This is a genomic window from Brevibacillus sp. SAFN-007a (assembly GCF_051967035.1).
Taxonomy (GTDB): domain Bacteria; phylum Bacillota; class Bacilli; order Brevibacillales; family Brevibacillaceae; genus Brevibacillus.
Genome location: NZ_JBQCKK010000007.1, coordinates 80,644 through 103,540 on the forward strand (window position 1 = coordinate 80,644; position 22,897 = coordinate 103,540).

Below are 22,897 nucleotides of genomic sequence, written 5' to 3' on the forward strand. Positions count from 1 at the left end.
TCCATCATTCCTTCTCTTCGCCAGGCGCGAGATCGAACAAAGTGACAGGCGCGGCTGTCCCCTTCTGTTGCGCACTCGCGGATTCGCCCTCTCCAGAGCCTTTCCCTGGGTCTTCTTTTGATTCTTCTGTCGGCAGGACGGGTTCGAATACAACGGATCGGACGCCGCCTTCCACCAGGTGGCGGCCTATGCCGCCCTGCTCGCTGACGTTGACCAGGCTCGAGTCGACCAGCATCCATTCGTTTTGCGCCGTCCACGCGTACACCGTCTCGTCGATGAAGACGGCGACGAGCTGGTGCGGGTGACTTTTGCGCTTGCGAATCAGTTGTACGCCTTTGCCTGCCCGGCCTTGCTGCGGAATCGCCGCGATGGCTGTCCGTTTGACGACCCCTTCGGCCGTCAGCAGGGTAAAGACGCGGTTGTCTTCTTCCTCGATCGGGAGCATGGTGAGGACGGCATCGCCTGGCGCAAGCGTAATCGCCTTGACGCCGCTGGACGCGCGGCCGGTCGGGCTGACTTCACTCTGCAGGAAGCGAATCCCCATCCCGTCTCGGGTCGCGCCCAACAAGCCGCCTGATTCCCCCGTCACGAACACATGGACGAATTCGTCATCTTCTGCTTTCAGCTTGGCGGCCACCAGCGCGCTGGAGCGATTCGTCTCGTATTCGGACAGCGCGGTCTTTTTGATCAGGCCGTTTTTGCTGACGTGGTACACATAGAGCGGCTGTTTGAAGTTCTCGATAATCGTAAAACCGACGATGCGCTGATTTTTTTCCAGCGGAATGATGTTGACCAGCGCGGAACCGATATCCTTCCACTTGTCGTCCGGGAAAGCGTTGACCAGCGTAGCGAAATATTTCCCGTCCTGCGTGAAGAACAGGGCGGTATGGGACGTATTGGCCTCCACGAAATAGCGAACCTTGTCCCCTTCCTTGACCCCGCACGTTTCCAGGGTTCCGCCCGCCGATTTGAAGGAGCGCGGGCTCGTCCGCTTGATATACCCTTCGTTGGTGAGCGTGACGATGCAATCTTCCGCATTGATCTGCATCGCGATATCGATCTTGATTTCCTCGATTTCTCCCTGGATTTCCGTCAGGCGCTCTTCCGCGTATTTTTTCTTGATTTCGTTCAGTTCGCCTGTAATGACCTGGATCAGCCTTTTTTCGCTGGCCAGGATCGCCTGAAGCTCCTCGATCTCTTTTACCAACGACGCCAGTTCCTTTTCCAGCTTGACGATGTCCAGACGCGTCAGGGAGGCGAGCTGAATGCTCAAAATCGCATCGGCCTGCTCATCTGTGAAGCCGTATTGCTCCATGATGTTTTTCTTGGCGTCGGCCCGGTCTTCGGAATCCATGATCGTATCGACGATTTGACGCAAAATCGATTTGGCGCGAATCAGCCCCTCGACGATATGCTTGCGTGTGCTCTTGCGCTCCAGGTCGTACTGACAGCGATTCGTCACGACTTCCTTCTGGTGGTCGATATACGCGCCGAGCAACCCCTTGAGTCCCATCTGGCGGATGGTTCCCTGGTGAATCACGTTCATGTTGTAGTTGTAGTAAATTTGCAGGTCGGTGTTTTTGTACAGGTAATTCAGAATCGCCCGTTCATCGGCTTCCTTGCGAATGTCGACGACGATGCGGACCTTGTTCATTTCCGCTTCCTTGCGCCCTGTCTCATCGCGGACAGCTAGCGCCCCTTCGATTTTGCGGTCCATGACCAGTTCGTCTATTTGCGCGACCAGCTTGGATTTGACCACTTCGTAAGGGATTTCGGAGATGACGATCTTTTTCACTTTCCCGCCTTTTGGCTCTTCCGTGTGGGTTTTCGCGCGAATGATGAACTGGCCGCGGCCTGTCTCAAACGCCTTGCGGATACCCGACACCCCTTGGACGATGCCTCCGGTCGGAAAATCCGGTCCTTTGACATGCTTCATCAGTTCGTCGAGCGAGATGTCCGGATTTTTCATCTGCGCGATCGCCGCGTCAATGACTTCCCCGAGGTTGTGGGTCGGAATATCGGTGGCAAAACCGACGGCGATCCCGGAAGCGCCGTTTACCAGCAGGTTCGGAAAGCGCGACGGCAACACAGCCGGCTGCTGGGCCGAGTTGTCGTAGTTCGGGATGAAGGTGACGGTGTTTTTTTCAATGTCGCGCAAAAGCTCGTTGGCCAAAGGAGACAGTCTGGACTCCGTGTAACGCATCGCCGCAGGCGGATCGGCGTCCAGGCTACCGAAGTTGCCGTGTCCTTGAATCAGCACCTGGCGCATTTTCCACCATTGCGCCATGCGCACCATCGTCTCGTAAATCGCCGCATCGCCGTGCGGATGGTACGTACCCATGACGTACCCGACTGTTTTCGCCGATTTGCGGTACGGCTTGTCGTGCGTATTGCCTTCCTGGTACATCGCGTACAAAATGCGGCGTTGTACCGGCTTCAAGCCATCGCGGGCGTCAGGAATCGCGCGGGAGAGAATAACCAGGTTGGCGTAGTCCCCGAACCGCTTGCCCATGATTTCCGCGAAGCTCTGGTTTATGATCTGATTGGAAAACATGCTTATTCATCCTCTCCCACTTCGAAGGTAACGTGGTTCTCGATCCACTCGCGGCGCGGAGGCACCTTGTCCCCCATCAAAACCGTCACGAGCTTTTCACAGTGAGCGAGGTCTTCCAGCTCGACTTTAATCAGTTTGCGCGTCTCCGGGTTCATCGTCGTTTCCCACAGTTGATCGGCGTTCATCTCGCCCAACCCTTTGTAGCGCTGTACTTCGGCGCCGCGCCCGACCCGTTTTAACGCCTGCTCCAGCTCCTGGTCGCTCCAGCAGTAGATTGACTCCGTCTGCTTGCCCTTCACCTGCTTTTTCACCTGATACAACGGCGGCTGGGCGATGTACAGATGGCCGGCTGCGATCATCGGACGCATGTAGCGGAAGAAGAACGTGAGCAAAAGCGTCTGGATGTGGGAACCGTCGACGTCCGCATCGGACATGATAATGACTTTGTCGAACGCGCAGTTTTTGATATCGAAGTCTTCGCCGATGTCCGTCTCCAGCACTTCCAGAATCGTCCGGAATTCTTCGTTCGCCAATACTTCGGACAACTTGGCCTTTTCCGTATTCAACGGTTTTCCCCGCAGCGAAAACAGCGCCTGAAACTCGGAGTTGCGCGCCTGCTTTGCGGAGCCGCCCGCAGAGTCGCCCTCGACGAGAAACAGCTCATTGCGTTTGGAATCCCGGTACTGCGGCGGCGTGAATTTTTCCGAAATCGATTTGCGCTTTTTGGCGGTCTTGCCTTTCTTGTCTCCGCGCAGAGCCTCGCGCTGTTTGCGCAGCTCCTCGCGAATTTCAGCGGAGCGCAATGCCTTGTCGATCAAAAGCTTGCCTATTTCCGGATTTTCCTCGAGGAAGAAGCCCAGCTTCTCGGAGACAATTTGCTCGACAATCGTCCGCGCTTCTTCGTTCCCCAGCTTGTCCTTGGTTTGGGACTCGAACTGGACATCCGCCATTTGCAATGACAGCACACCGAGGAAACCTTCCCGCAAATCATTTCCCGTCAAGTTCGGGTCTTTGTCCTTCAAATACCCTTTTTTCCGTGCAAACTCATTGAATATCCGGGTCGTTCCGTTGCGGAAGCCGGTGACGTGCGTACCGCCGTCTGTCGTCACAATCGAGTTGACGTAGGAGACGAGCGTCTCCGCATAGCCGTCGTTGTACTGAAAAGCCAGCTCGACGTAGACGTTGTCTTTTTCCCCTTCAAAGTAAACGATCGGGTGCAGCGTGTTTTTTCCCTCATTCAAGTAGGAAACGTACGATTTCAGGCCGTCTTCGAAGTAAAATTCTTCCCGCTTTTTCTCCGGGCCGCGCTCGTCAATCAGCACCATGCGCAGTTTCTTGAGCAAAAACGCCGTTTCGCGGAAACGGTCGCGAATCGTTTCGTAGTCAAAGCGCGCGCTGCCAAAGATCGCCTCATCCGGCAGGAAGCGGACCGTGGTGCCCGTCCTTTTGGTCGTGCCGATCACTTCCAGGTCGGTAACCGGCTTGCCGACATGCTCGATCCCTTTTTCGTCGACCACGTAGGCAAAGCGCTGCTTGTGGATTTTGCCGTCCCGGTGAATTTCGACTTCCAGCCATTTGGACAAGGCCACGACGACACTGGAACCTACGCCGTGCAAGCCGCCGCTCTTTTTATAGCCGCCGCCGCCGAATTTTCCTCCGGCGTGGAGCGTCGTAAAAATGACTTCCGGAACAGGCCGTCCCGTTTTATGCATGCCCGTCGGAATCCCCCGGCCGTGGTCTTCGACGCTGACGCTGCCATCCTTGTACAACGTCACGATGATGGTATCATTGACGCCGGCCAACGCCTCGTCCTTGGCATTGTCGACGATTTCCCACAGGAGATGGTGCAACCCTCTGCTTCCGGTAGAGCCTATGTACATCCCAGGACGCTTGCGGACGGCGATCAGGCCCTCCAGCACCTGAATATCTTCTTCCGTATAGGTCAGTGTATGTAGTGTGTCTGCTTCCTTCAATCGCGCTCTCCCCTCTACTTTTCGAAAAGCGTCCAAAACAAGCCTTCGTTTTGGTAACCGCACAGGTCATCGCCTTGCTTTTTGCCAAACATCCTTTCTGTCCGAAAGGGAATATTTCACAAAAAGCGAACACTTAATCGCTATTGTACCGTATGCTTCCCATAGTATTCAACGCCAGTCGCAAAATGAGGCAAAAAAACCACCCCGCCCCTAGCGAGATGGCCGATCCTGCACAGTATTCCTCGTTCCACTGGCGTCAGGCCAAATCGACTTCAGCCCAAGCATATGACGGGTTCAGCATCCGTATAGCGCTTCAAGCAACGCAAGGACCAAGACAACCAGCCTTGCTCCTCTTCTTACCTTCATTTCTTGCTTGTTTGGAAAATCCCTGCTCGCCCCGCGCAATTTCTTCCGGCTTTCTCGCGCAACTATTTCCATTCATTGATCCCGTTTTAGCGGGCACCCTATGAGAGCATCGATTCCTGAGGCGACATAGGGGGGAATAACGTTGATAAGTGCAACCAAGCCGTTTGTCAAGTTTCATCGGTACGATCAGGAGCTGGTTTCGGACATTCAGGCGTTGAATTCGTCCGGCTACCATAAGGATGACATTTGGGTACTGAAGTGGAATCCCGATAAAAACCACTCGAATCAACGCGACAATTTTTATAAATACAGTACGCATTTTGAAAGCGCGGTAGGCGATATCGACAGCAAGGCCCACTTCTTTGACAACGGCGGCGAGGAGCTGCGCACCCGACTGGAAAAGCTTGGGCTGACCAAGGATGAATGCTCCGCCCTGGTCAGGGAGCTGCAAGAGACGGACTACACCTGCCTTTTGGTCGTCCGCGACCTGAAAGACAACATCATCAAAATGAACGACTGAGCCGCGACCTCCGGAAGCGGGGCGTTCGCCAAGCGATTGGCGTAGCTCGTGCAAAAAAGCCGCTGCCCGGTTTTCTCAACCTGGGCAGCGGCCTTTGCTTTCTTATTCGCCTTTGTCGATCAGTTCAATGCCTTCCAGAACCTCGTTCAGCTTTGCGTACACAGCGCCTTCCTCGGCTTCTTCCAAAGGTACCATTTCGCCGCCGTCGATCTGGAATACGAAGATGTCCACTTCTTCATCCAGTTCTTCTTCGGCTTCCTCGTCTTCGAGCGCTTCGGTCAAGGCAATATATTCTTTACCGTTCAGGTCGAACATCGCCACTACTTCAAAATCACCCAACGGTTCACCGTTTTCGTCGTCCAGCGTAATGATATCGCCCAATTCGAGGTCTTTGTTATCTTCTGTCAATGCGTTCACGTCCTTATGCGGATATTGGTTCACCATCCCATCATACCGTTTTTTTCCCCCAGAAGCAAACAGGCGAATGGCGTGATCGCATAGCCCCTGTATCCCGAAGGGCGCAGCTTTCTTTATAAAAAAACAACCTACCGCCATGGCAGGTTGTCCGCTTGTTACTCGTTATACGCTTGAAGCACGCCTTTTTCCAGCAAAAACGCTTCTTCGGCTTGCAGAATCGTAATGATCGCTTCACGCTGCACGTACATGCCCGCAGAAGCCAGACGACTCTCGATGGATCGGAGCAGTTCCTCGAAATCAATAATTTGCACTTCTTCCTGTTTGCTCACCAAAAGACCTCCCTTTTCCCACACATCCCCTTCATTGTACACGAACATCCCCTTTCTTCCAACTCCACCATTTTCGCCGGATCGGCTTGAGCAAATACGCGCTCCACACCATCAGGAAGAGTCCGAGCGCGACGTAAAAGCAGGAAAAGAACAGCCACGGCGAAAAGGCGAGCTGCTCGGAGTGGTCCAGCGACTCTCCCAGGATGCCAAACAGGACAATGACCGGATTGATGCTCGCCAGCACTTGCAGCTCAGGCAAATTCCAGACGTTCTGATCCGGGTACCTGTCCGGGTAGCTTTGCTGTAGCCATTCGCCGAGGAAAAAAAACAACAAACCGGTTCCGACGACGAAAAAGAAGGCGATCCCGTACGAGGTAATCGTACTGACCGAGGTGCGCTTGCTCCAGGTGGAGCAAAACACTCCAAGCGAACCCAAAAAGAACATGTGCACGGCCAAAAACAGCAAAAGCTGCGCCATCTGCTCGGGTGACACGCTCCCGTACAGCATGACGATACTGTACAGCGGCATGCAGGCTACGAGCAAAAGCATCGAAAAAGCCAGCGATGTAATCAGCTTGCTCCATACAATCGTGGCAGGCGACAGCTGCGTCGTCAGCAGGATCGGGAGCGTCTGCCGTTCGCGCTCGCCGCTGATGGCCCCCGCTGTCAAGGCTGGCGCGACAAAGCAGACCATCGCAAAATGAATCGTCGCCGAAATCAAAAACAGGCTGCGATTCTCGCCCAGCGCTTCCGCCCTGAGCGGGTCCGTCAGCAAAAAGCCGAGCGGAATTCCGCCCATGACGAGCAGGTAAATCGCCAGAATGCACACGGTTTTTCGGGAGCGGAACCGCTCGCGCATTTCTTTTACGAGAAGCGGATTGAAAAGGAAGCCGTTCATTCCATGCTGCCCCCTTCCGTAATCGCCAAAAATATGTCCTCCAAATTTCTCTTCGCGTCACCGTAGTAGACGACTGCCACCTGCTCGTCGATCAGCTCTTGCAATAGCTCTGCCTTTTGTTGCTCGGTGCCCTGGAACGAAAAGCGGAAGCCGCCTCCGCAGTCCTCCAGCTGGTTCACATGCGGGGAGCTTTCCAAAAGCAGCGCCGCTTTGTCGAGGTTGGAGAGCGCCCGAAGCTGCATGACGCTCCTGCCTGTCTGCCTGCTGGTTACTTCGTGGACGGAGCCGCACGCGATCAATTTTCCCCGTTCCATCACGCCGATCTCATCGCACAGCTCGGCCAGCTCAGGCAAAATGTGCGAACTGATGAGGATGGTTTTGCCCATCTCCCGCAGTTGCTTGATGATCTCCCGCAGTTCGATCCGCGCCCGCGGGTCCAAACCAGACGCCGGTTCGTCCAGAATCAGAACCGCGGGATCATGGACGAGGCATCTCGCCAGCCCCAGGCGCTGCTGCATCCCTCGCGACAAGGAATCGACAAGCGCATCCGCTTTGTGCGCCAGATTGACCAGTTCCAGCAAATCGGCCACCAAGGAGCGCCTTTTGCGGGCGGGGATGTGAAAGGCCCCGGCGTAAAACTCCAAATATTCCACGGCCGTCAAGTTGTCGTACACGCCAAAAAAATCGGGCATGTAGCCAAGCGACTGGCGCACGCTGGCCGGGTCCTTGCGAACGTTGTAGCCGCAGACGTACGCCTCGCCCTCGCTTTGTTCAAGCAACGTGGACAATATCAGCATCGTCGTCGATTTCCCGGCGCCATTCGGGCCAATAAAGCCGAACACTTTTCCCGGCGCGATGGACAGATTCAGGTCCGTCAAGGCTTGCAGAGTGCCGTAGCGCTTCCCCAGATGCACGGTTTCAATTACCATGTTCTCACCCCTTCCACCTGGAAAAACGGTGTCGGCAGCGACAGGCGCGAAGCCGTGCCGTTGGAAAAACGCAGCAAGAGCGTGCGGTTGGCTGTCAAAGCGTCCGGAAGCTCTTCTTCCAGCACCAGTTTTGTCCCGCGATCCACCGTCTGCCACTTCCCGCTCTTCCGGTGGAAGTACTCGATGCGAAAAGGACGGTACGAGCTGTGGTCAAGCGGAACCAGCAGCCGCTTCAGCTCCAGGTTGGCCGTGTCCGTCCGCAATTCAAACGTCATGCTTCCTTTTCCGAGCTGCCAGAGATAGCCCGTGTTCGATTCGTAGTCCCCGGTCGCTTCCATCAGCTCTGCCTGCAAAAGTCCATAGGGCAGCATTACATTCCCGTCGGCTTGCGGCTGGAGCTGTACCGGCTGGGTGACGACATTCCAGTAATGAGCCTGATGGGGCTCCTGCATGTTCATGAGCGGAACAGGCGCTGTCGTCATTCCAATCAGTCGCACTTGACCGCTCTGCGCATAGCCGATGACATTCTCCTGCATCTGCTTGCGCCGCTTTTCCGGCGAATCCGGCTCATCCTGCCCTGGATTTCGCGGCATAAACAGCGATTCCAGCTCGCCGTCAATCCGCTTCTCTTCCCCTTTTTTCAAGGACCCGATCGCCATGCGCTGCAACCCGACCTCGATAAACGCCTGCTCATAGGAGTAGGCTGTCCGGTTTTTCACCCGTCCGACAAGCCGGTTCTCCTCTACGCGCACATCCACATCAAACGCCCCGACATCTCGCAAGACGCCAAAGCCGATCGCCTGTCTCGGAGTCAGGTACGGCAGATGGCGGTAAGACAAGAGCCGCGATCCGTCTGTCAGTCCTTCCGGCTCGTAGTCGTTTCGTCCGTGCGTCAACGGGACAGCGACAAGGGATGGCGCGACGGTTACATCGTAGCCGTCCTTGTCGACCGCCAGGAACGTGGCCGCGGTGCGCGTCCTGGCCAACGTTTCATCCAGAATACCTATTTCCGAAATCGTGTAGCTGACATTCGTTTTTACCACCAGCGGCTTCCCGATCGCGAAAATACCGACCGTCAAGAGAATCGCTGCTCCCGGAATGATGCCCCACGCCCATTCGCGTTTGCCGACTCTTTGTAGGACGAAATAAGTTAGCGGCGCAACCAAAAGCACATAGCCGCCCCACAGCACCACCATCCAGACGGGTGGCGGCGTTTGCACGTCCGGCATGTTTTGGCTCAGCTCCAGCAAGGGCCTGGCCATCTGGTCCGTGTAGCGTTTGTTGTCCAAAACAGCCGTTGCGCCCTGCTGCACCATGACGTTTTGCCATAGCGGCAGGTTGTGTTGCCAGGAGGCCAACGGTTCGGCCGTCACATCGTAGTTGACGAACAAAAAAAGTCCATTGCCGCTTTGTTTCGCTACAAACAGGGGCAGATTCTTGTTGTATACCGCCACGTTGCCGGGAGGGGCGGGCTTGTCGGCTGCGTACTTGCGCAGCGCCTCTGCGATCGGCACGCTCCCTGACTGGCCGGGCTGGACGGGCAAAAGGTCGGCAAGCCGCTGCACCAACGCATCCTGATTCGGCCCTGCCGACACAATGACGACGCCTCCCAGCTTGATCCATTCCTTGATCGCCGCAAGCTGTGCGTCGTCGATGGACGCCCCTTGTTTGCCGCCGATTGCCAGGACGTCAAGGCTGTCGTACATCCACGACTGGTCCGGAAGCATGTCCGGCGCCAGGTTTTGCACGGAAAGCGGCCGATTCCGCTGGGAGGAAGGGGCGTTTGCGGCGAGAAAATGAAACGCATGGACGCCGTCGTCCACGACTCCGATCGTCTGCCCGTCTTTCGGGTAAGGGACGCGCAGCTTTTCTGATCGGAGGACCTGTCCATTTTGCGTGACGTGCACATACCAGTCGTTGAGCAAAAGCTGCATCGGCATGTCAAAATACACCGTCTTGCTCTTGCCTTGTTCCAGCAGTATCGGCTGACGCAGGTTCGCTTGCCGCAGATTTTTGGACAGCGGCTTTCGCGACAGCTCCACGAAGCCCGCCATGTCTTTTTCCTGACTGGTGATCGTCACGCCCAGCCGCACCCACGATTCGTACTTGACGATCCCTCCCAAGGGGACATTCACTTCGATATCCACGTTGCTCTGTGCCCACGCCGATTGTCCGGCAAAGCCAAGCCAGGCGGCGACAAAGACCAACATCCATTTCCTTTTCATGCTTGTTCCTCCGCTCGTTATCGTGACGCCAGCGAGACGACCAGCTCCAGCGGCTGACTTTTACGCGAAAGAAGCAGCAGTTGCTTTCCTTTTGCCGCCCAGTTGGCACGGATCAGCTCCGCCGTATTCCGGTTGTCAACCGGCAGCTCTTCTGTCACGAAAGGCTTGTCTGCCACGCTAGCTTCCATGAGCTGGCCGCCCGGTTCCGTATACGTCAGCTCATGCCCGGAACGCCAGGAAGCCCACTGGCCTTGTCCCAGCGTCGAGATCCGCCCCGTTCGCATTTCCATGACCTGAATCGCCCCGTCCTTGCGAAACGCCAGAAAGCGTCCGTCTGGCGACCATTCTGGCTGCGTCCCCTCGGCCAGCTTCCATTCCTGCAAGGAGATGGTGCTCGTAACCCAAATTTCGTCGCTGTCGCCCATCGAGCGGGTATAGGCAATCGAGTCGTCATGCTGCGACCAGCTTGGCGAGCCGTAGGCGACGCCTTCTTCTTCTTTTACCAGGCGGCTATTGCCCATGCTGTACGTCGTCGGCAACTCCACGATCCACAGGCGGGACATGCGCCCGGCTTGCTCGACGACAGCGATCTCTTTGCCCCGATTGGACCAGGCCAGCGCCACGTACGCGCCTTTTGTCGGCGGCAACTTGACAGTGACTGGCTGTGTATCGCTTGCGAGCGGGATCGTCCGCAGTTCTGACGGATCGGCCAGGTAGGCGATCTGTGTCGCGGACCTGTCAATATCCACCTGTTCCACAGACGCATCGGCAGGCAAGGTAAGCATCTCCTGCCTTTCCACCGTGATTGTGCCGCCGCTCCACCACATGCAGGCAATGACAGACAGCGCGACTGCCAGCGCCGCACCGCCGATCCAGGCCAGCTGGCGTCTCTTGCGCGGCTGTCGTTCCCGTAGCGCCTGCGCCTGGTCTGTTTCCAGCTCCTTCATTCGCTCCAGCAGTTGCTTTTTCAGTTCAGCCTTGAGCTGATAATTGACAGGCACAGAGCGGCGCATTCGCTTTAAATGGGTCAGAAGTTGAGCGACAGTCTGATCTTTGCTGCGACCTGGGGGGTGTTTCTCCTCCTCTCTCAATCGGAGTCCCCCCTTTCGTACATCTTCTGTAGCTTTTGCAGTCCTCGATAGGAGATCATTTTGACGCTCGATTCTGTCTTGCCAAGCACTTCGGCGACCTGACTGATTTTCAGATCGGCAAAATAACGAAGCATGAGGACATCCTTCTGATCCTGCGACAATAAGTCAAGCCGGTCACGAAGCAGGCCAATTTCCTCGTTGGTCAGCGCCTGTCGTTCCGGCTGCCAGGTATCATCCGGCTGGCTTCCCAGAAAGTCCTCCTGATCGACGGGAAGCTCCCTGTTTTTTCGCATAAAGTCCACGTATGTATTGTGAGCAATACGGAATATCCAGGAGGCAAACGGACTTGTTCTGCTGTATTGATCGAATTTTTCCAGCGCTTTTAAAAAGACCACAGTGGTCAGATCATCGGCATCCCACGTACTCTGGACACGGCAGCGCAAATAGCGGTTCACGCGATCGAAATACTCGTCGTACAGTTCCGGAAAGGGACGAGCTTCAAAATAGTCTCCAGAGGCCGGGTCCGCTACTGGCGCGGGACGTTTTATCGCCATTCCCATTACGGTTTCCTCGGTTTCTCCCAATTTGTTGCATCGAGCAGGAATACATGGGCTTCCTTCCTTCCGGCTCCATTTTCCCTAAGTGATACGAACTGTCTGTCAAGAAGTTACAGGGTCCGCCTGGTTTCCCTACCATCGCAACGCACGGGCAAGCTCGCTCACGATATCGTCGATGGCTTCGATCCCGACAGACATGCGCACCAGCCCCATCGTAATCCCGGTCGCTTTTCGTTGTTCCGGGGAAAAAGCCCGATGCGAGGTCGTGACCGGGTGGGAAACACTCGTCTCTACGCCGGCCAGAGACGGTACGAATGGAATCCAGTTCAGCGCCCGGTAAAAGTCGTAAATCTTGCTTTCATCCCGAAGCGTAAAGGACACCATCGCCCCCTGCTTCGGCCTGGCGAAAAACGACGTCGCCTCCTGGCTCGGGTAGTAGACGCGGCTGACAGCAGGATGGCTGCGCAAAAAACGGGCGACCTCGCTTGCATTGTCACATTGCCGCTCCATTCGCACAGCCAGCGTCTTCAGTCCTCGTGCCGCAAGCCAGGCTTCAAACGGACTGAGGGACGCCCCGTAATGGACGACGATTTCCGTCGCACGCGCGATGAGCGGACGGCTCCCGACCAGCACACCGCAGGTCACGTCACTATGCCCCCCGATGTATTTGGTCCCGCTGTGTACGACCAGATCCGCGCCAAAGGTGATCGGCTGGACGAGATAAGGCGTCGCGAACGTATTGTCGACCATCACAGCCAGGCCAAGCTCTTTGGCCTGGCGAATCCAGAAAGGCAGATCGACCACCGTGAGCAACGGATTGGTGATGGTCTCCAGAAAAAGCAGCTTTGTCGTAGGGCGCACGTGACTCGCCAGGCTCGTCCCTTCGTCAAGCACGATGCACTCCAGCTCGATGCCGAAGCGCGACAGTTCGTTGTGCAGCAAAGCGTAGGTGCCCCCGTATATTTCGTGGGAAGCCAGAACGTGATCGCCCGACGAGAGGATCGCGAGCAAGCCAGCCATGATCGCCCCCATGCCGGATGCCGCGCTCACCCCCGCCTCCGCTTGCTCCAGACGGGCAACGGCCGAAGCCAGTTCGACCTGATTGGGATTGCCGTTGCGCGTATACAAATATTCGCCTTCGCCCGCGTAATAGTTTTCGACTTCTTCCAGGCTACTAAAGGCAAACACAGAGGTCTGGTAAATCGGGGTAGCCTTGCTCACCGCTTGCCGCAAAGGCGGGTGTCCGATATGCACCGCAGTCGTTTCGAATCGTTCTCCCACATCCATCATCCTTTTTCTACCATCATACCATGCCAGAAGCCGGACAGACCAGCCGATTGGCATTTGCCTGTCCATTTGTGCTATAATTCGAAACCGAACTACCCAATAGGTAAGAAACAAAGGAAGGTGCACAAGATGAAAAAGTTTTTCACGACTCTGTTCACATGTCTGATGGCAATCGCCTTGGTTACGGGTTGTTCCAGTGCAAGCAACGATTCGGCTCCGACCGAGCCCACACAGACGACTTCACCAGCTAAAAAGCCTGACTCCAAAGAGCCTGCCCAGCCTCCGGGCCCTACAGGCGAGAAAAAGTACGACAAGGCTCCTGCCATGCAAATCGACAAAAACAAGACGTATCAAGCGAAAATCTCCACCACGATGGGAGACATTACGATTGATTTGTTCGCCAAAGACGCGCCGATTACTGTGAACAACTTCGTCTTTTTGGCCAGAGACAAGTTTTACGACGGTCTGACATTCCACCGCGTCATCAAAGATTTCATGATCCAGACGGGCGATCCGCTCGGCAATGGTACAGGCGGCCCTGGCTACACGTTTGAAGACGAGTTGAATAACGGCCACAAATACGAAGTCGGCGTGGTCGCAATGGCCAATGCCGGACGAAACACAAACGGCAGCCAATTTTTCATCGGTTCCGGAAAAGATGTGGAAGGGTTGGAAAACGTACCAAACTACACCATTTTCGGAAAAGTCGTAAGCGGCATGGATGTCGTGCAAAAAATTGCGGGCACGAAAGTGAAGCAAAATCCGCAAACAGGCGAGCTGAGCGTACCGGAGCAACCGATCAAAATCAAAACCGTGACCATCATCGAAAAATAAGACTATCTGACCAGGACACAAAACACCACTGCTTTCGTGCAGTGGTGTTTTTGTTTGGCCGCACCGAAAAACATGCCTTGGCAGCTATTCCCCTCTATCATTCACAACATTCTGATTTAGTAAATAGTTCCGTGGGACCAATTTCCTCTTGCACTGGACAATCATTCCCGCTAGACTTGCAAAAGACCCGATTCGCTTCCGCCCTCACCAGCAAAAAGCGAAAAGGAGTGGTTTCACCATGAAGACACGTGCAGCGCGAATGCGCTTTTTCTTCTTTCTCAACAGTTTTGCCTTGCTTCTTCTGTGCCTGCTCGTCACGCCGACGAGCGCAACGGCACCTCACGTGAAGAAAACAACACCTGTGCCGGTTCAAGCCGCAGCCGCAGCAACACCGGAACAGTCTGTGAAAAGCGAAACAAAAACAGCGATCTCTCACGCACAGAAAAAACGCGATTCCGTGCAGGTCAGCCGAGACGATCGCCGCAAAGTGATTCGTCATGGAAAGGTGAAAATTTCAGAGAGGGACATGGAACTGCTTGCCCGGCTGGTCTATGCGGAAGGCCGGGGAGAACCGTATGAGGGACAAGTAGCGATTGCTGCTGTCGTATTGAATCGGGTAGCTTCTTCACAATTTCCGGATACGGTACGGGAGGTTATTTTCGCTCCCAATGCGTTTTCGCCAGTCCGAAACGGCCAGCTCTCCACCAAGACCAACGAGAGCGCCAGAAGGGCAGTCGCCGATGCGGTGAAGGGAAAGGATCCGACCAACGGCTCCCTCTACTTCTTCAATCCTGCTACCGCCACATCCGAATGGATCTGGTCCAGGCCCCAAACCGTCGTGATCGGCAACCATCGTTTTGCCCGCTAATCGCCAAAAATTTAATAATCGTTTATTTTTATTTTATCAGGGTTTTACTTTTGACTGGTATCTTGTCCATGTAAGCACTTTTTCAACGCATTGAGAAAAAGTACGATGTTCTTCCGAGAATGACATCTTTCACGTAAGCATGGGTAGATCGAACGATTCCATCTGCGTATGCCTACGTGAACAGTAGCTGGCTGCCTGGCCGGATTGGGTGAGAGCAATCCAGTCAAGCCCCAATCGTTCCTTTTCTCAATCGCCCCCAAACAATTGGGCATTCCCCTGCGGGAGTGCCTCTTTTTTTTTGCAGGCGCGAACCAGCCTCCTCTGCCCGGACGCTCTCCCTCCATCGCCTTTTCCCTTGTCTTTTGCTACAATATACCTGTATGGAAAGGAGGCAATCCGTTGCGTTTATACAGTCAAATGACGCTTGCCGAGTTGCAGGAGGAAATGGAACGCCTGCACGTGGAAGCCGAGGAGAAAAAGAAACTGGGTGACGAGTCGCAGCTTGCCATTATTACGCAAAAGTATTTCATGGCGAAGTCGTATTATTTGGGGACGGGAGAATTTCGCATTGGCGGAACGTACAGTGTCGCCAACTACGATCAGCCGTTTACCATTGATTATTTCAACGGCGTGTTTGCCTGGGGCCGCTTTCCTGATTCGGACGAGCAGACCGGCTTTCCGGTCGGCATGCTGGAGCCTTGGTACGACTAATGAATAAAGAGATCAGCGCCTGGCGGCATCTGATCTCTTTTTTCTTGGCCGAACACGGGCCGCGACGCATCTGGATATACTATGGGCAAAAACGAAAGCGAGCCCAATCGCCATGGATGTCATCAATCTTACGCTGCTGCTTTTGCTTGCGCTCGGCATCGCCGGAAACAATGCGACCGTCTCGATCGCGGTAGCGCTGCTTTTGCTGATGCGGCTTTTGTCGCTGGAACGGTTTTTCCCGGTGCTTGAGCAGCATGGCTTGCAGATTGGCATCATCATTTTGACCATCGGCATTCTCACGCCGCTTGCGAGCGGAAAAATCAATCCCGCCGCCATGCTGGACCTGTTCACCCACTGGCAAACGGTGCTGGCGGTCGTCATCGGCGTGTTCGTCGCCTATCTGGCGGGAAAAGGAACGATGCTGATGGCTGGCAATCCGTTGATCGTCACGGGACTGCTTTTCGGAACGATCATCGGCGTCACGTTTTTCCGCGGCGTCGCAGTCGGCCCGCTCATCGCTGCCGGGATTCTCGCGTTCATTCTGCAATTTTTGCCCAAGTAAAAACGTCACCCCCAGCGCTCTTTGAGCGACAGGCCGTAAGCCACGATTTGCTCCGGCGTGACCAGGCGAAAGCCTTGTTGCGGACGGTAGTCAATCGTCAGCGTCTCCGAGCCGATGTACGCGATCGTCTCCGGGTCGAGCAACAACGTCATCTCCTCGACCTGGATCACCTGATCCTGCGGTGTCGCCTCATCGAGCCACAGCGCGTATTCGATGGTCATGCCGCACCCGCCTACCAGTTCGCCGCTAATCCGCACGGGACGCGTTGCTTTTTGCAATTGCGCTACGGCTTCCTTCGTCAGCTTGATTCTCATCTTCTTTCCACCCTCCTGCTTGCTTTTTCCAGCACTTTTGTATGCATCAACTTTCTTTTATTAGCATACAATGCTTGAAAGGCAGCGGAAAGGACGATCATCTATGAACATTTACGAACGAGACGGCATCTTTGTCGCCGAAACGCAGTTTCAATCGGAGCAGGTTGTCATCTTCGCCAAATCGTGGGAAGAAGCCAAGGAAAAGTTGCTGATGCGGCTTTTGGTCCTGGAAATGATTGGGTGAAACAAAAGCAGGTCGCTCCTCATGACCTGCTTTTTTCCCCTCTCTCCCCTCGGTCGCGCCTTTCCCCATGGCAAAACGGCAAGGAGTTAGCACGATCCATGACCATCACAACCATGCCCTCTCTCGACCGCCAAGAACTCGTCGCACAAATCCGACAGCAAACCGCCGAAGCCAATCGCAACAATGTCACCCGCACGCGGGCGTATCTCGATTTTTACCGCCAGCACCAGGAGGTCCACTGGGCGTTGCTTGCCCATCTCGTCTCGCGCAACGGCGGATGGAATATGACCGATCTGAAAGGCGAATGGATTCCCGCCATCATGGACGAAGCGGAGATCGAGCCGTTTTTCTGGATGCTGGAGAGAAGCAACTGGCTGATTTTTTACGATGCCTACCCGCAGCTACTCCTGTATGCCGAGATGAAACGGCGCGGCGAGGACTTGACTTCGCTGCTCGCACCGCTTGGCGTCTCTGTGTTTATGCAGCCGTACTGGCAGGATTTCCTCACGTCAGGCGACAGCTCGCGGCTCACCCGCGCCCTGATCGTCAATGAGCAGCAATATATCGAGCAGCGCGTCGTACATAAACCGTTTACGATGAAACGCATTTTTTCCACGTATGCGTTTTTTACCCAATCGCTTTTTTCTCTCAACCAGATTTTGTTTCCCTACAAGGCGCACCCTACGGACAAAAGACTGAGTATCGCCGGAGTGAACGTCCATCATTTTTCCGATCTCACCCAGCGCATTACCATCGGAAAGGCGTTGTACCAGCTTCTGTTCGCGGATCGCGAGCGACTGGAAAAAATGAGCGCGTTTTGCACGCGCATCCCGCATACCGGCTCGCGCGCAGACTATTGGCCGCATCTGTTCACACCGCACCGCCGCTCGGGGCAAGCGGACGACGGATACAAGCTGCGACTGGATGGCGAGAATCTGATTGCCGGACAGCCCAAGCTGTACAGTCCTTTTTTGCAGGCCGCCTGGGCAGACGTCGGGCACGATCCTGCCGATGGCACAGACTGGTTCCGGTTCCGGGACGAAAAATGGCATCAGGAGGTGGAAAAGCCCGCGCAGCTACCCGCGATTGACGCCGCCTCGTACATGCGGGCTTTGCACTGGATGGAATACGGCGTAAAATTGGTGACAACGTTCACCTGAGACCTGAGAATGGAGGCCACACCTCTATGTACGACGCCCGCAGCGATCTGCTTGCCCATCAACGTGACTACCTGTTGTCCTGCCAGCTTCCTGGCGGGGCTTTTCTGCTGGGACCTGGCCGGGATCAGATCAATCCGTATTTTGCCAATCTGGCCTTGATCGCCCTTCTCCGGCTACAAGAGTGGGAAGCCGTCCGCTCTTACATGGATTGGTACGTGCAGCATTTGAATGCGGACGGCTACATCAACGACTTTCGCCTCGATCGCGGGCAAGAGCTCGACACGGGGGCAGCGGACAGCGAAGACAGCTACCACGCGACCTTTTTCTCGCTCGTCGCGGAGTGGACACATCGCACGGGCGATTGCTCCTGGCTCGCAGCCAACCAGGAAGTGCTCGCCTACATGCTGCAAGGAATAGCCCGGCTACAGCAAAAGGACGGCCTGACCTGGGCCAAACATTCGTTTCGCGTCAAATACTTGATGGACAATTGCGAGGTCGCCAAAGGACTGGACGACGCGCACTTCCTGTTTGCCTTGCTTGGCGACGAGCTGCTGGCACAGGAGGCTTCCGTGCGCGCCGCCGCCTGCAAGACCGGAATTGCCGGTATGTACAGCCGCCTGCGCCGTTCGTACGCGATGTACGACCGCTCCCATCCCGGCTGGCGAAAATGGTATCCGGATGTCACCTCCCAGGCGTTTCCCATCGTCTACCGCTTGTGCGAGCCCGCTGTCGGCTCGATGCTCTATGAGCGGATCACGAAAGCATTTCCCCGCTTCGATGCGTTTGAGACTGGCGACATGTATCCGTGGATGGTCATGGGCGTGTGCGCCCGCAGGATGGGGGACGAAGAGCGCGTAGGCCATATGCTCGCCGTTGCGACAGACTTGTACATATCCGGCCCGCGCCAGCCTTACTGGCTGATTCACGAGGCGGGACGGTTCGTGGAGTTGTTGCTCGGCGAGTAGGAGAATTCGTTTCCTCCATACAAAAAGCGCGAGAGACATTCCCGCGCTTTTACTTGTTTTTCGGTTTGTTATCCGTATCGTGCGAGACGACGAGAAACGGCGTCAGCTCTCCATCCTCCCAGAAAAACGGCAGGACGGCAATCGGCACCTGGCCCTTGGAGGCGAAATCGTACGTCAGGCGGGCGAGCAAATTCGCGCCGACTTCCCCGGTCATGTCCGCGACAATCAGCACATCCTGATGCGGAATGGCTACGCCGAGCGAGTCTCCCTGTTTTTCCTGGTCAAACCGGCGCAATAGCGAATCGAGGAGAATCCGGCTTGCCGCGTAGCCGTCCGGCGGGCTGATAAAATGAATCCGGTTGCCCGCCACCTCCTGCGTTTTCACCGTGTACGGCAGCTTTTGCAAATTGTCCATCGCGTACTGGTGAAGCTGTTCGTTTGTCCAGCCGGACTGAGCGAGCATGCCCGTCTCAATCAGCGCATAGCCTTCTCCCCGGTCAAGCGCGTACAGCACGCGCGTGTCTGCGGTGTGCTCCCGGACGACAAAGCGACCGGGAAACTTCTCGACGAGCGAGGCATGGCGCAGGACAGGGTACACGTTTTGTTCCTGCCCGATCAGCGTCCGTCCTTTTTCCTGCATGGCGGTTGTCCCTCCTTCGTTTAGTCCCACGGCGGCGCATCGTCATCGACGCCTGGCACGCTGACCTGCGGCCGGGCGTAGTGGCTGCTGCGCTCCTCGATCTCCCTGACGACCTCGGCCAACGATTTTGGCTTCACAAATTCCACCGGAGACACGCCCCGCTCAAACTGGAGCTGCTCCCCCTCCAACACGAGCAAATACCGTCCGTTCACCTTGGCAATGTGCAAATTCGTGCCGTAATCGGCGAGCAGCGTGCGAATTTGCATGTGATCGAGCTTGAATTTCAGCTCGACCTCCGGCTGGCGGTCGGTAATGATCTGCATCGCTTCCATGACCGTCTCGTGCTCCCACTTCTCCGCCAGCTCCCGCTTGGGGCTGGCCGCGATCAGTTCAATCGCTTCTTCCTCCCGCACCCTCTCCTCGGATTCCTCGGGATACGTGGATTCGATATGCTGGCGCGCCAAAGAAATGACCTCCTCGGAGACGAGCTGCGTCACCGTTTGCGGATATTCAATAAAGCGCAAAAATTCCTCGAAGTAGCGCGCATGGGAAAACTGATGGATTTTCACATGGTACGGGTCGTTCATCCCGGATTCGATCATGTACGGATACATCAGCGATTTCATGTTTTTCGCGTTGATCGCCATGCGCACGTTGGAAATCAGGCTCTTTTCATCCGTAATGACCGCCGTTTTCTGTTCGAAATCGCATTTCAGTATAAACACGTAGCGCTCATCCAAAAGCTCCAGACGCGTGCGCACGACAAGCAGCACGCCGCCCCGCACCTGCGAGGTCCGCAAGTACGACTGCACCAGCTCCTGGCACGGCTCCTTGCTCTCGCCGGGCGTCTCGGCAGAAAGCAAGCGGTTCAGCAGCGCGTAGTTCGGATTGGAGTCCAGCGGATGTCCCGGCTCCACCACGAATTGGCCCAGCTTGGTCGGCGTCCCCTCTGTTCTTGGATTCGGGTCGACCTTGCGTTTGGCGATGCGCGCGAACTCCCCGTCCAAAAAATCGCGAAGCTCGCTGCGCTGATAGTCATCGTGGCCCAAGTGGCGCGTCATCCGCACCTGCTTGATGCCGTCCGCTTCCTCCGGCTGTTCAATCAAATAAAAGGATACCCAGTCAATGATAAAATTCATTCCCCGTCGCTCCTGTCTACATGTACCGAACCTGATTATAGCAAACCTGTACAAAAAAAGGTCAGCCTTTTTCCATTCGTGGTAAGATGACAACAGGAGGGAAGCGGTTATGTGGACGAAGCTCAAAGAATGGTGGACAAGCGCCTTTCGCGACAGGCCCTATCGCCCTGGCGCGACGATCGGCGCATACAAGATTCAGCACGTACTCGGGATGGGCAGCTACGGAATCGCCTATCTCGCCACCCACACGCCGACAGGGGACAAGGTCGTGGTCAAGCAGGTGAAGCCCAGCCTGCGCCATACCCCGAAAGGCGAGGCCATGCAAGCGTATGAGCGCAAGGTGCTGTCCTCCCTGTCCCATCCGCAATTTCCTCGCTTCGTGGACGCCTTTACGTACCGCGGGGATTCGTTTCTGGCGATGACGTATTTCGCGGGGCCTACCTTGGAGGAGATGCTGTTTGAGCGCGGCATCGTAGCGGATGAGCGCGAGTGCGCCGGTTACATGCAGCAGATTGGCGAACTCGTGGCTCATCTGCACGACCAGGGACTGATCCATCGCGATGTGCGTATCCCAAACGTCATCTGGCAAGACGGTCGGCCGTATTTAATCGACTTCGGACTGGCGCGTTTCATCGGCGACAAGCCTACCTACATGGCCGAATCGCTCAACGCCTACCCATCGGAAAAGCAGTTGAAGCGCGAAGTGGCACCCTCCAGCGATCTGTACGCACTGGGGCACTTTTTTCTGTTTTTGCTCTACTCCGGTTACTCGCCCGAGGAAGATGCCCCGGAGCGCAGTTGGGAGGAGGAGCTTTCCCTGTCTCCGGAAATCCGCCGCATGATTCGCAAGCTGCTCCAATTGGACGAGCCTTATGGCAGTGTTCGCGAATGGTTGCAGGAGCTTGCGCAGTACCTGGCTGTGCGCTCGGCTGGCGACAAACCCTAGACAAAAAGAGCAGGGCACCGCTTGCGGCGGCTGCTCTGCTCTTTCTCTTTCTACCTTTTGTTCTGCTTGGTTCCCAAGCCGCCTGTCTGCTGTACCCGCTTTGCAGAGGAAGCGCTTTTTGCGGCAATGGGCTTGCCCGCTTCCGGTTTGCGGTCTTGCGGTCTGCCTTTTGCCGCTGGCTTGGCGGATGGCTTGCGCTCCGGTCTCGGGTCTTCCAGGGCACCGTGCGACATGATTTTTTCCGTAATGGCAAGCTCGGTCTGCTTGGCGAACTTCTGGATGATAAACCGCTCCTGCGGACTGATGATCGAAAAGACCAGGCCGGCGCGTCCCATCCGGCCCGTACGGCCGCTGCGGTGAATGTACGTATCCGCGTCTGGCGCCGGGTCGTAATGCACGATGCATTCCACTTCCGGTATGTCAATGCCGCGTGCGGACACATCTGTCGTAATCAATACGGGGAACGCACCGTCCCGGAACTGCTGGAGCGTCCGCGCCCGCTCTTCCTTGGACGCGTCACGATGCAGCAGCCGGCAGGCCAGATGATGGTAGTTCAGCTTGGAAACAATCTCGTCTACCTTTTCGATTTGATTGACAAACACGATCGAGGAGCGGACATTGACGAGCCGCAGCAAGCGTCTGAGCGTGTCCACTTTTTTGCGCGGCTCCGACACGAGGTACAGATGGGCGACTCCGGCTGCGCCTTCCGGTGCTTGCGCCCGTACAAGCGCAGCGTCTTTTGTAAAAACTTGGGCAGCCTCGACAATCTGCTCGGAAATCGTCGCGGAAAACAGCAGGCGCTGCGTGTCGCGCAACGTTTTTTTCATCACTTCCTGGACCGGCTTGCCGAAGCCCGCATCGAGCATACGGTCCGCTTCGTCCACGACAACCGTTTTGACTTCGTGTACCTTCAGCTTTCGCTGCTCGATCAGCTCCAGCAGACGGCCTGGCGTGGCGACGACCAGCACCGGCTTTTTCTTCAGCCGCTCTACCTGCCGCTTGACGTCGACGCCGCCGATGATCGGAACGACCGCATGATCGGCTCCCGGCAACAGCTTTTCGGCTTCTTTGGCAATTTGGACGACCAACTCATGCGTCGGCGCCAGGACGAGCGCCTGCACGTCCTTTTTATCCAAGTCGATTTTCGTCAAGAGCGGCAACAAGTAGGCTAAGGTTTTGCCTGTCCCTGTCGGGGATTCGACCAAGGCATCCCGCCCGGCCAGTATCAACGGAATCGCTTCCGCCTGCACAGGGGTGGGCGTTTCCATTTTTCGTTCGCGCAAAATCGCAACAAGCGGCGCGCTCATCTGTAAATCAGCAAACGTGGTGCTCACAAGAACCCTCCTGGCGTATAGTCATACATTGGGT

The 22,897-nt window shown here is 55.9% G+C and carries 23 protein-coding genes; 9 read left to right on the plus strand and 14 right to left on the minus strand.

What is annotated here, in order from left to right; all coding sequences use genetic code 11:
• Positions 1-4: 4 nt before the first annotated feature.
• Together parC and ACTHO6_RS10595 are read right to left on the minus strand one after the other, a co-directional pair.
• Entirely contained in the window at positions 5-2,554 is a 2,550-nt protein-coding gene (gene parC, locus ACTHO6_RS10590) for a DNA topoisomerase IV subunit A (RefSeq protein WP_440241505.1), read from the minus strand.
• A gap of 2 nt (positions 2,555-2,556) precedes the next feature.
• Positions 2,557-4,527 carry a DNA gyrase/topoisomerase IV subunit B gene (locus ACTHO6_RS10595; RefSeq protein ID WP_440241506.1) on the minus strand — a complete coding sequence of 657 codons (1,971 nt, stop codon included), beginning with the start codon at positions 4,525-4,527 and terminating at the stop codon, positions 2,557-2,559.
• Positions 4,528-5,035: 508 nt separating this feature from the next.
• On the opposite strand from ACTHO6_RS10595, the gene ACTHO6_RS10600 reads away from it, so the two are divergent.
• Positions 5,036-5,413 carry a general stress protein gene (locus tag ACTHO6_RS10600; protein WP_005836313.1) on the plus strand — a complete coding sequence of 126 codons (378 nt, stop codon included), beginning with the start codon at positions 5,036-5,038 and terminating at the stop codon, positions 5,411-5,413.
• Between the two features lie 102 nt (positions 5,414-5,515).
• Here the strand turns inward: ACTHO6_RS10600 and ACTHO6_RS10605 are convergent, their stop codons facing one another.
• The 8 genes from ACTHO6_RS10605 to ACTHO6_RS10640 form a co-directional block, all read right to left on the minus strand.
• Positions 5,516-5,821, minus strand: coding sequence for a DUF1292 domain-containing protein (locus tag ACTHO6_RS10605; protein WP_440241507.1), 306 nt, complete (start codon positions 5,819-5,821; stop codon positions 5,516-5,518).
• Positions 5,822-5,985: 164 nt separating this feature from the next.
• Positions 5,986-6,159: a hypothetical protein gene (locus tag ACTHO6_RS10610; protein ID WP_440241508.1), complete on the minus strand. Its 174-nt coding sequence runs from the start codon at positions 6,157-6,159 to the stop codon at positions 5,986-5,988.
• A gap of 31 nt (positions 6,160-6,190) precedes the next feature.
• Positions 6,191-7,057 (minus strand): ABC transporter permease, encoded by an 867-nt coding sequence (locus tag ACTHO6_RS10615; RefSeq protein WP_440241509.1) that lies wholly within the window; start codon positions 7,055-7,057, stop codon positions 6,191-6,193.
• Positions 7,054-7,986, minus strand: a complete 933-nt coding sequence (locus tag ACTHO6_RS10620) for an ABC transporter ATP-binding protein (RefSeq protein ID WP_440241510.1) — start codon at positions 7,984-7,986, stop codon at positions 7,054-7,056. Before ACTHO6_RS10620 ends, ACTHO6_RS10615 begins: the two co-directional genes overlap by 4 nt.
• Positions 7,980-10,211, minus strand: coding sequence for a hypothetical protein (locus ACTHO6_RS10625; RefSeq protein WP_440241511.1), 2,232 nt, complete (start codon positions 10,209-10,211; stop codon positions 7,980-7,982). Before ACTHO6_RS10625 ends, ACTHO6_RS10620 begins: the two co-directional genes overlap by 7 nt.
• Positions 10,212-10,228: 17 nt before the next feature.
• Positions 10,229-11,302 carry a TolB family protein gene (locus ACTHO6_RS10630; protein WP_440241512.1) on the minus strand — a complete coding sequence of 358 codons (1,074 nt, stop codon included), beginning with the start codon at positions 11,300-11,302 and terminating at the stop codon, positions 10,229-10,231.
• The gene (locus ACTHO6_RS10635) at positions 11,299-11,862 is read right to left on the minus strand and encodes an RNA polymerase sigma factor (protein WP_440241513.1); all 564 of its coding nucleotides are present in this window, start codon (positions 11,860-11,862) and stop codon (positions 11,299-11,301) included. Before ACTHO6_RS10635 ends, ACTHO6_RS10630 begins: the two co-directional genes overlap by 4 nt.
• Positions 11,863-11,991: 129 nt before the next feature.
• A complete protein-coding gene (locus ACTHO6_RS10640; RefSeq protein WP_440241514.1) occupies positions 11,992-13,149 on the minus strand; it encodes a trans-sulfuration enzyme family protein in 1,158 nt (385 codons plus the stop codon).
• Positions 13,150-13,275: 126 nt separating this feature from the next.
• Between ACTHO6_RS10640 and ACTHO6_RS10645 the strand changes: the two genes are divergently transcribed.
• From ACTHO6_RS10645 to ACTHO6_RS10660, 4 genes are all read left to right on the plus strand, one after another.
• The gene (locus tag ACTHO6_RS10645; protein ID WP_440241515.1) at positions 13,276-13,980 is read left to right on the plus strand and encodes a peptidylprolyl isomerase; all 705 of its coding nucleotides are present in this window, start codon (positions 13,276-13,278) and stop codon (positions 13,978-13,980) included.
• A 238-nt stretch (positions 13,981-14,218) separates the two neighbouring features.
• Positions 14,219-14,848: a cell wall hydrolase gene (locus ACTHO6_RS10650; RefSeq protein WP_440241517.1), complete on the plus strand. Its 630-nt coding sequence runs from the start codon at positions 14,219-14,221 to the stop codon at positions 14,846-14,848.
• A gap of 399 nt (positions 14,849-15,247) precedes the next feature.
• Positions 15,248-15,559, plus strand: a complete 312-nt coding sequence (locus ACTHO6_RS10655) for a YfhH family protein (protein WP_440241518.1) — start codon at positions 15,248-15,250, stop codon at positions 15,557-15,559.
• A gap of 112 nt (positions 15,560-15,671) precedes the next feature.
• A complete protein-coding gene (locus tag ACTHO6_RS10660; RefSeq protein ID WP_440241519.1) occupies positions 15,672-16,121 on the plus strand; it encodes a DUF441 domain-containing protein in 450 nt (149 codons plus the stop codon).
• 5 nt (positions 16,122-16,126) lie between these two features.
• Here ACTHO6_RS10660 and ACTHO6_RS10665 read toward each other — a convergent pair whose 3' ends face one another.
• Complete coding sequence (locus ACTHO6_RS10665; RefSeq protein WP_440241520.1) at positions 16,127-16,435, minus strand: iron-sulfur cluster biosynthesis family protein; 309 nt, start codon at positions 16,433-16,435, stop codon at positions 16,127-16,129.
• Between the two features lie 103 nt (positions 16,436-16,538).
• Between ACTHO6_RS10665 and ACTHO6_RS10670 the strand changes: the two genes are divergently transcribed.
• From ACTHO6_RS10670 to ACTHO6_RS10680, 3 genes are all read left to right on the plus strand, one after another.
• Positions 16,539-16,679, plus strand: coding sequence for a hypothetical protein (locus tag ACTHO6_RS10670; RefSeq protein WP_440241521.1), 141 nt, complete (start codon positions 16,539-16,541; stop codon positions 16,677-16,679).
• 98 nt (positions 16,680-16,777) lie between these two features.
• Complete coding sequence (locus ACTHO6_RS10675; RefSeq protein WP_440241522.1) at positions 16,778-17,839, plus strand: DUF2515 family protein; 1,062 nt, start codon at positions 16,778-16,780, stop codon at positions 17,837-17,839.
• Between the two features lie 26 nt (positions 17,840-17,865).
• Positions 17,866-18,804 (plus strand): hypothetical protein, encoded by a 939-nt coding sequence (locus ACTHO6_RS10680; RefSeq protein ID WP_440241523.1) that lies wholly within the window; start codon positions 17,866-17,868, stop codon positions 18,802-18,804.
• A gap of 49 nt (positions 18,805-18,853) precedes the next feature.
• Here ACTHO6_RS10680 and ACTHO6_RS10685 read toward each other — a convergent pair whose 3' ends face one another.
• Both ACTHO6_RS10685 and ACTHO6_RS10690 read right to left on the minus strand, forming a co-directional pair.
• Positions 18,854-19,444, minus strand: coding sequence for a DUF1444 family protein (locus tag ACTHO6_RS10685; protein WP_440241524.1), 591 nt, complete (start codon positions 19,442-19,444; stop codon positions 18,854-18,856).
• A 20-nt stretch (positions 19,445-19,464) separates the two neighbouring features.
• On the minus strand, positions 19,465-20,583 hold the full coding sequence (locus tag ACTHO6_RS10690) for a DUF3900 domain-containing protein (RefSeq protein ID WP_440241525.1): 1,119 nt from the start codon (positions 20,581-20,583) through the stop codon (positions 19,465-19,467).
• Between the two features lie 109 nt (positions 20,584-20,692).
• Here ACTHO6_RS10690 and ACTHO6_RS10695 point away from each other — a divergent pair, with 109 nt between their 5' ends.
• Positions 20,693-21,529 (plus strand): serine/threonine protein kinase, encoded by an 837-nt coding sequence (locus ACTHO6_RS10695; protein ID WP_440241526.1) that lies wholly within the window; start codon positions 20,693-20,695, stop codon positions 21,527-21,529.
• Between the two features lie 50 nt (positions 21,530-21,579).
• Here ACTHO6_RS10695 and ACTHO6_RS10700 read toward each other — a convergent pair whose 3' ends face one another.
• A complete protein-coding gene (locus ACTHO6_RS10700) occupies positions 21,580-22,863 on the minus strand; it encodes a DEAD/DEAH box helicase (RefSeq protein ID WP_440241527.1) in 1,284 nt (427 codons plus the stop codon).
• Positions 22,864-22,897 lie beyond the last annotated feature (34 nt).

What these genes read in the sequence shown, in the direction of transcription:
- ACTHO6_RS10635 (WP_440241513.1), bottom strand. Translation starts at nt 11,862, where the DNA reads ATGGGAATGGCGATAAAACGTCCCGCGCCAGTAGCGGACCCGGCCTCT.
- parC (WP_440241505.1), bottom strand. Translation starts at nt 2,554, where the DNA reads ATGTTTTCCAATCAGATCATAAACCAGAGCTTCGCGGAAATCATGGGC.
- ACTHO6_RS10615 (WP_440241509.1), bottom strand. Translation starts at nt 7,057, where the DNA reads ATGAACGGCTTCCTTTTCAATCCGCTTCTCGTAAAAGAAATGCGCGAG.
- ACTHO6_RS10650 (WP_440241517.1), top strand. Translation starts at nt 14,219, where the DNA reads ATGAAGACACGTGCAGCGCGAATGCGCTTTTTCTTCTTTCTCAACAGT.
- ACTHO6_RS10675 (WP_440241522.1), top strand. Translation starts at nt 16,778, where the DNA reads ATGACCATCACAACCATGCCCTCTCTCGACCGCCAAGAACTCGTCGCA.
- ACTHO6_RS10695 (WP_440241526.1), top strand. Translation starts at nt 20,693, where the DNA reads ATGTGGACGAAGCTCAAAGAATGGTGGACAAGCGCCTTTCGCGACAGG.
- ACTHO6_RS10625 (WP_440241511.1), bottom strand. Translation starts at nt 10,211, where the DNA reads ATGAAAAGGAAATGGATGTTGGTCTTTGTCGCCGCCTGGCTTGGCTTT.
- ACTHO6_RS10680 (WP_440241523.1), top strand. Translation starts at nt 17,866, where the DNA reads ATGTACGACGCCCGCAGCGATCTGCTTGCCCATCAACGTGACTACCTG.
- ACTHO6_RS10690 (WP_440241525.1), bottom strand. Translation starts at nt 20,583, where the DNA reads ATGAATTTTATCATTGACTGGGTATCCTTTTATTTGATTGAACAGCCG.
- ACTHO6_RS10670 (WP_440241521.1), top strand. Translation starts at nt 16,539, where the DNA reads ATGAACATTTACGAACGAGACGGCATCTTTGTCGCCGAAACGCAGTTT.
- ACTHO6_RS10620 (WP_440241510.1), bottom strand. Translation starts at nt 7,986, where the DNA reads ATGGTAATTGAAACCGTGCATCTGGGGAAGCGCTACGGCACTCTGCAA.
- ACTHO6_RS10645 (WP_440241515.1), top strand. Translation starts at nt 13,276, where the DNA reads ATGAAAAAGTTTTTCACGACTCTGTTCACATGTCTGATGGCAATCGCC.
- ACTHO6_RS10685 (WP_440241524.1), bottom strand. Translation starts at nt 19,444, where the DNA reads ATGCAGGAAAAAGGACGGACGCTGATCGGGCAGGAACAAAACGTGTAC.
- ACTHO6_RS10640 (WP_440241514.1), bottom strand. Translation starts at nt 13,149, where the DNA reads ATGATGGATGTGGGAGAACGATTCGAAACGACTGCGGTGCATATCGGA.
- ACTHO6_RS10665 (WP_440241520.1), bottom strand. Translation starts at nt 16,435, where the DNA reads ATGAGAATCAAGCTGACGAAGGAAGCCGTAGCGCAATTGCAAAAAGCA.
- ACTHO6_RS10660 (WP_440241519.1), top strand. Translation starts at nt 15,672, where the DNA reads ATGGATGTCATCAATCTTACGCTGCTGCTTTTGCTTGCGCTCGGCATC.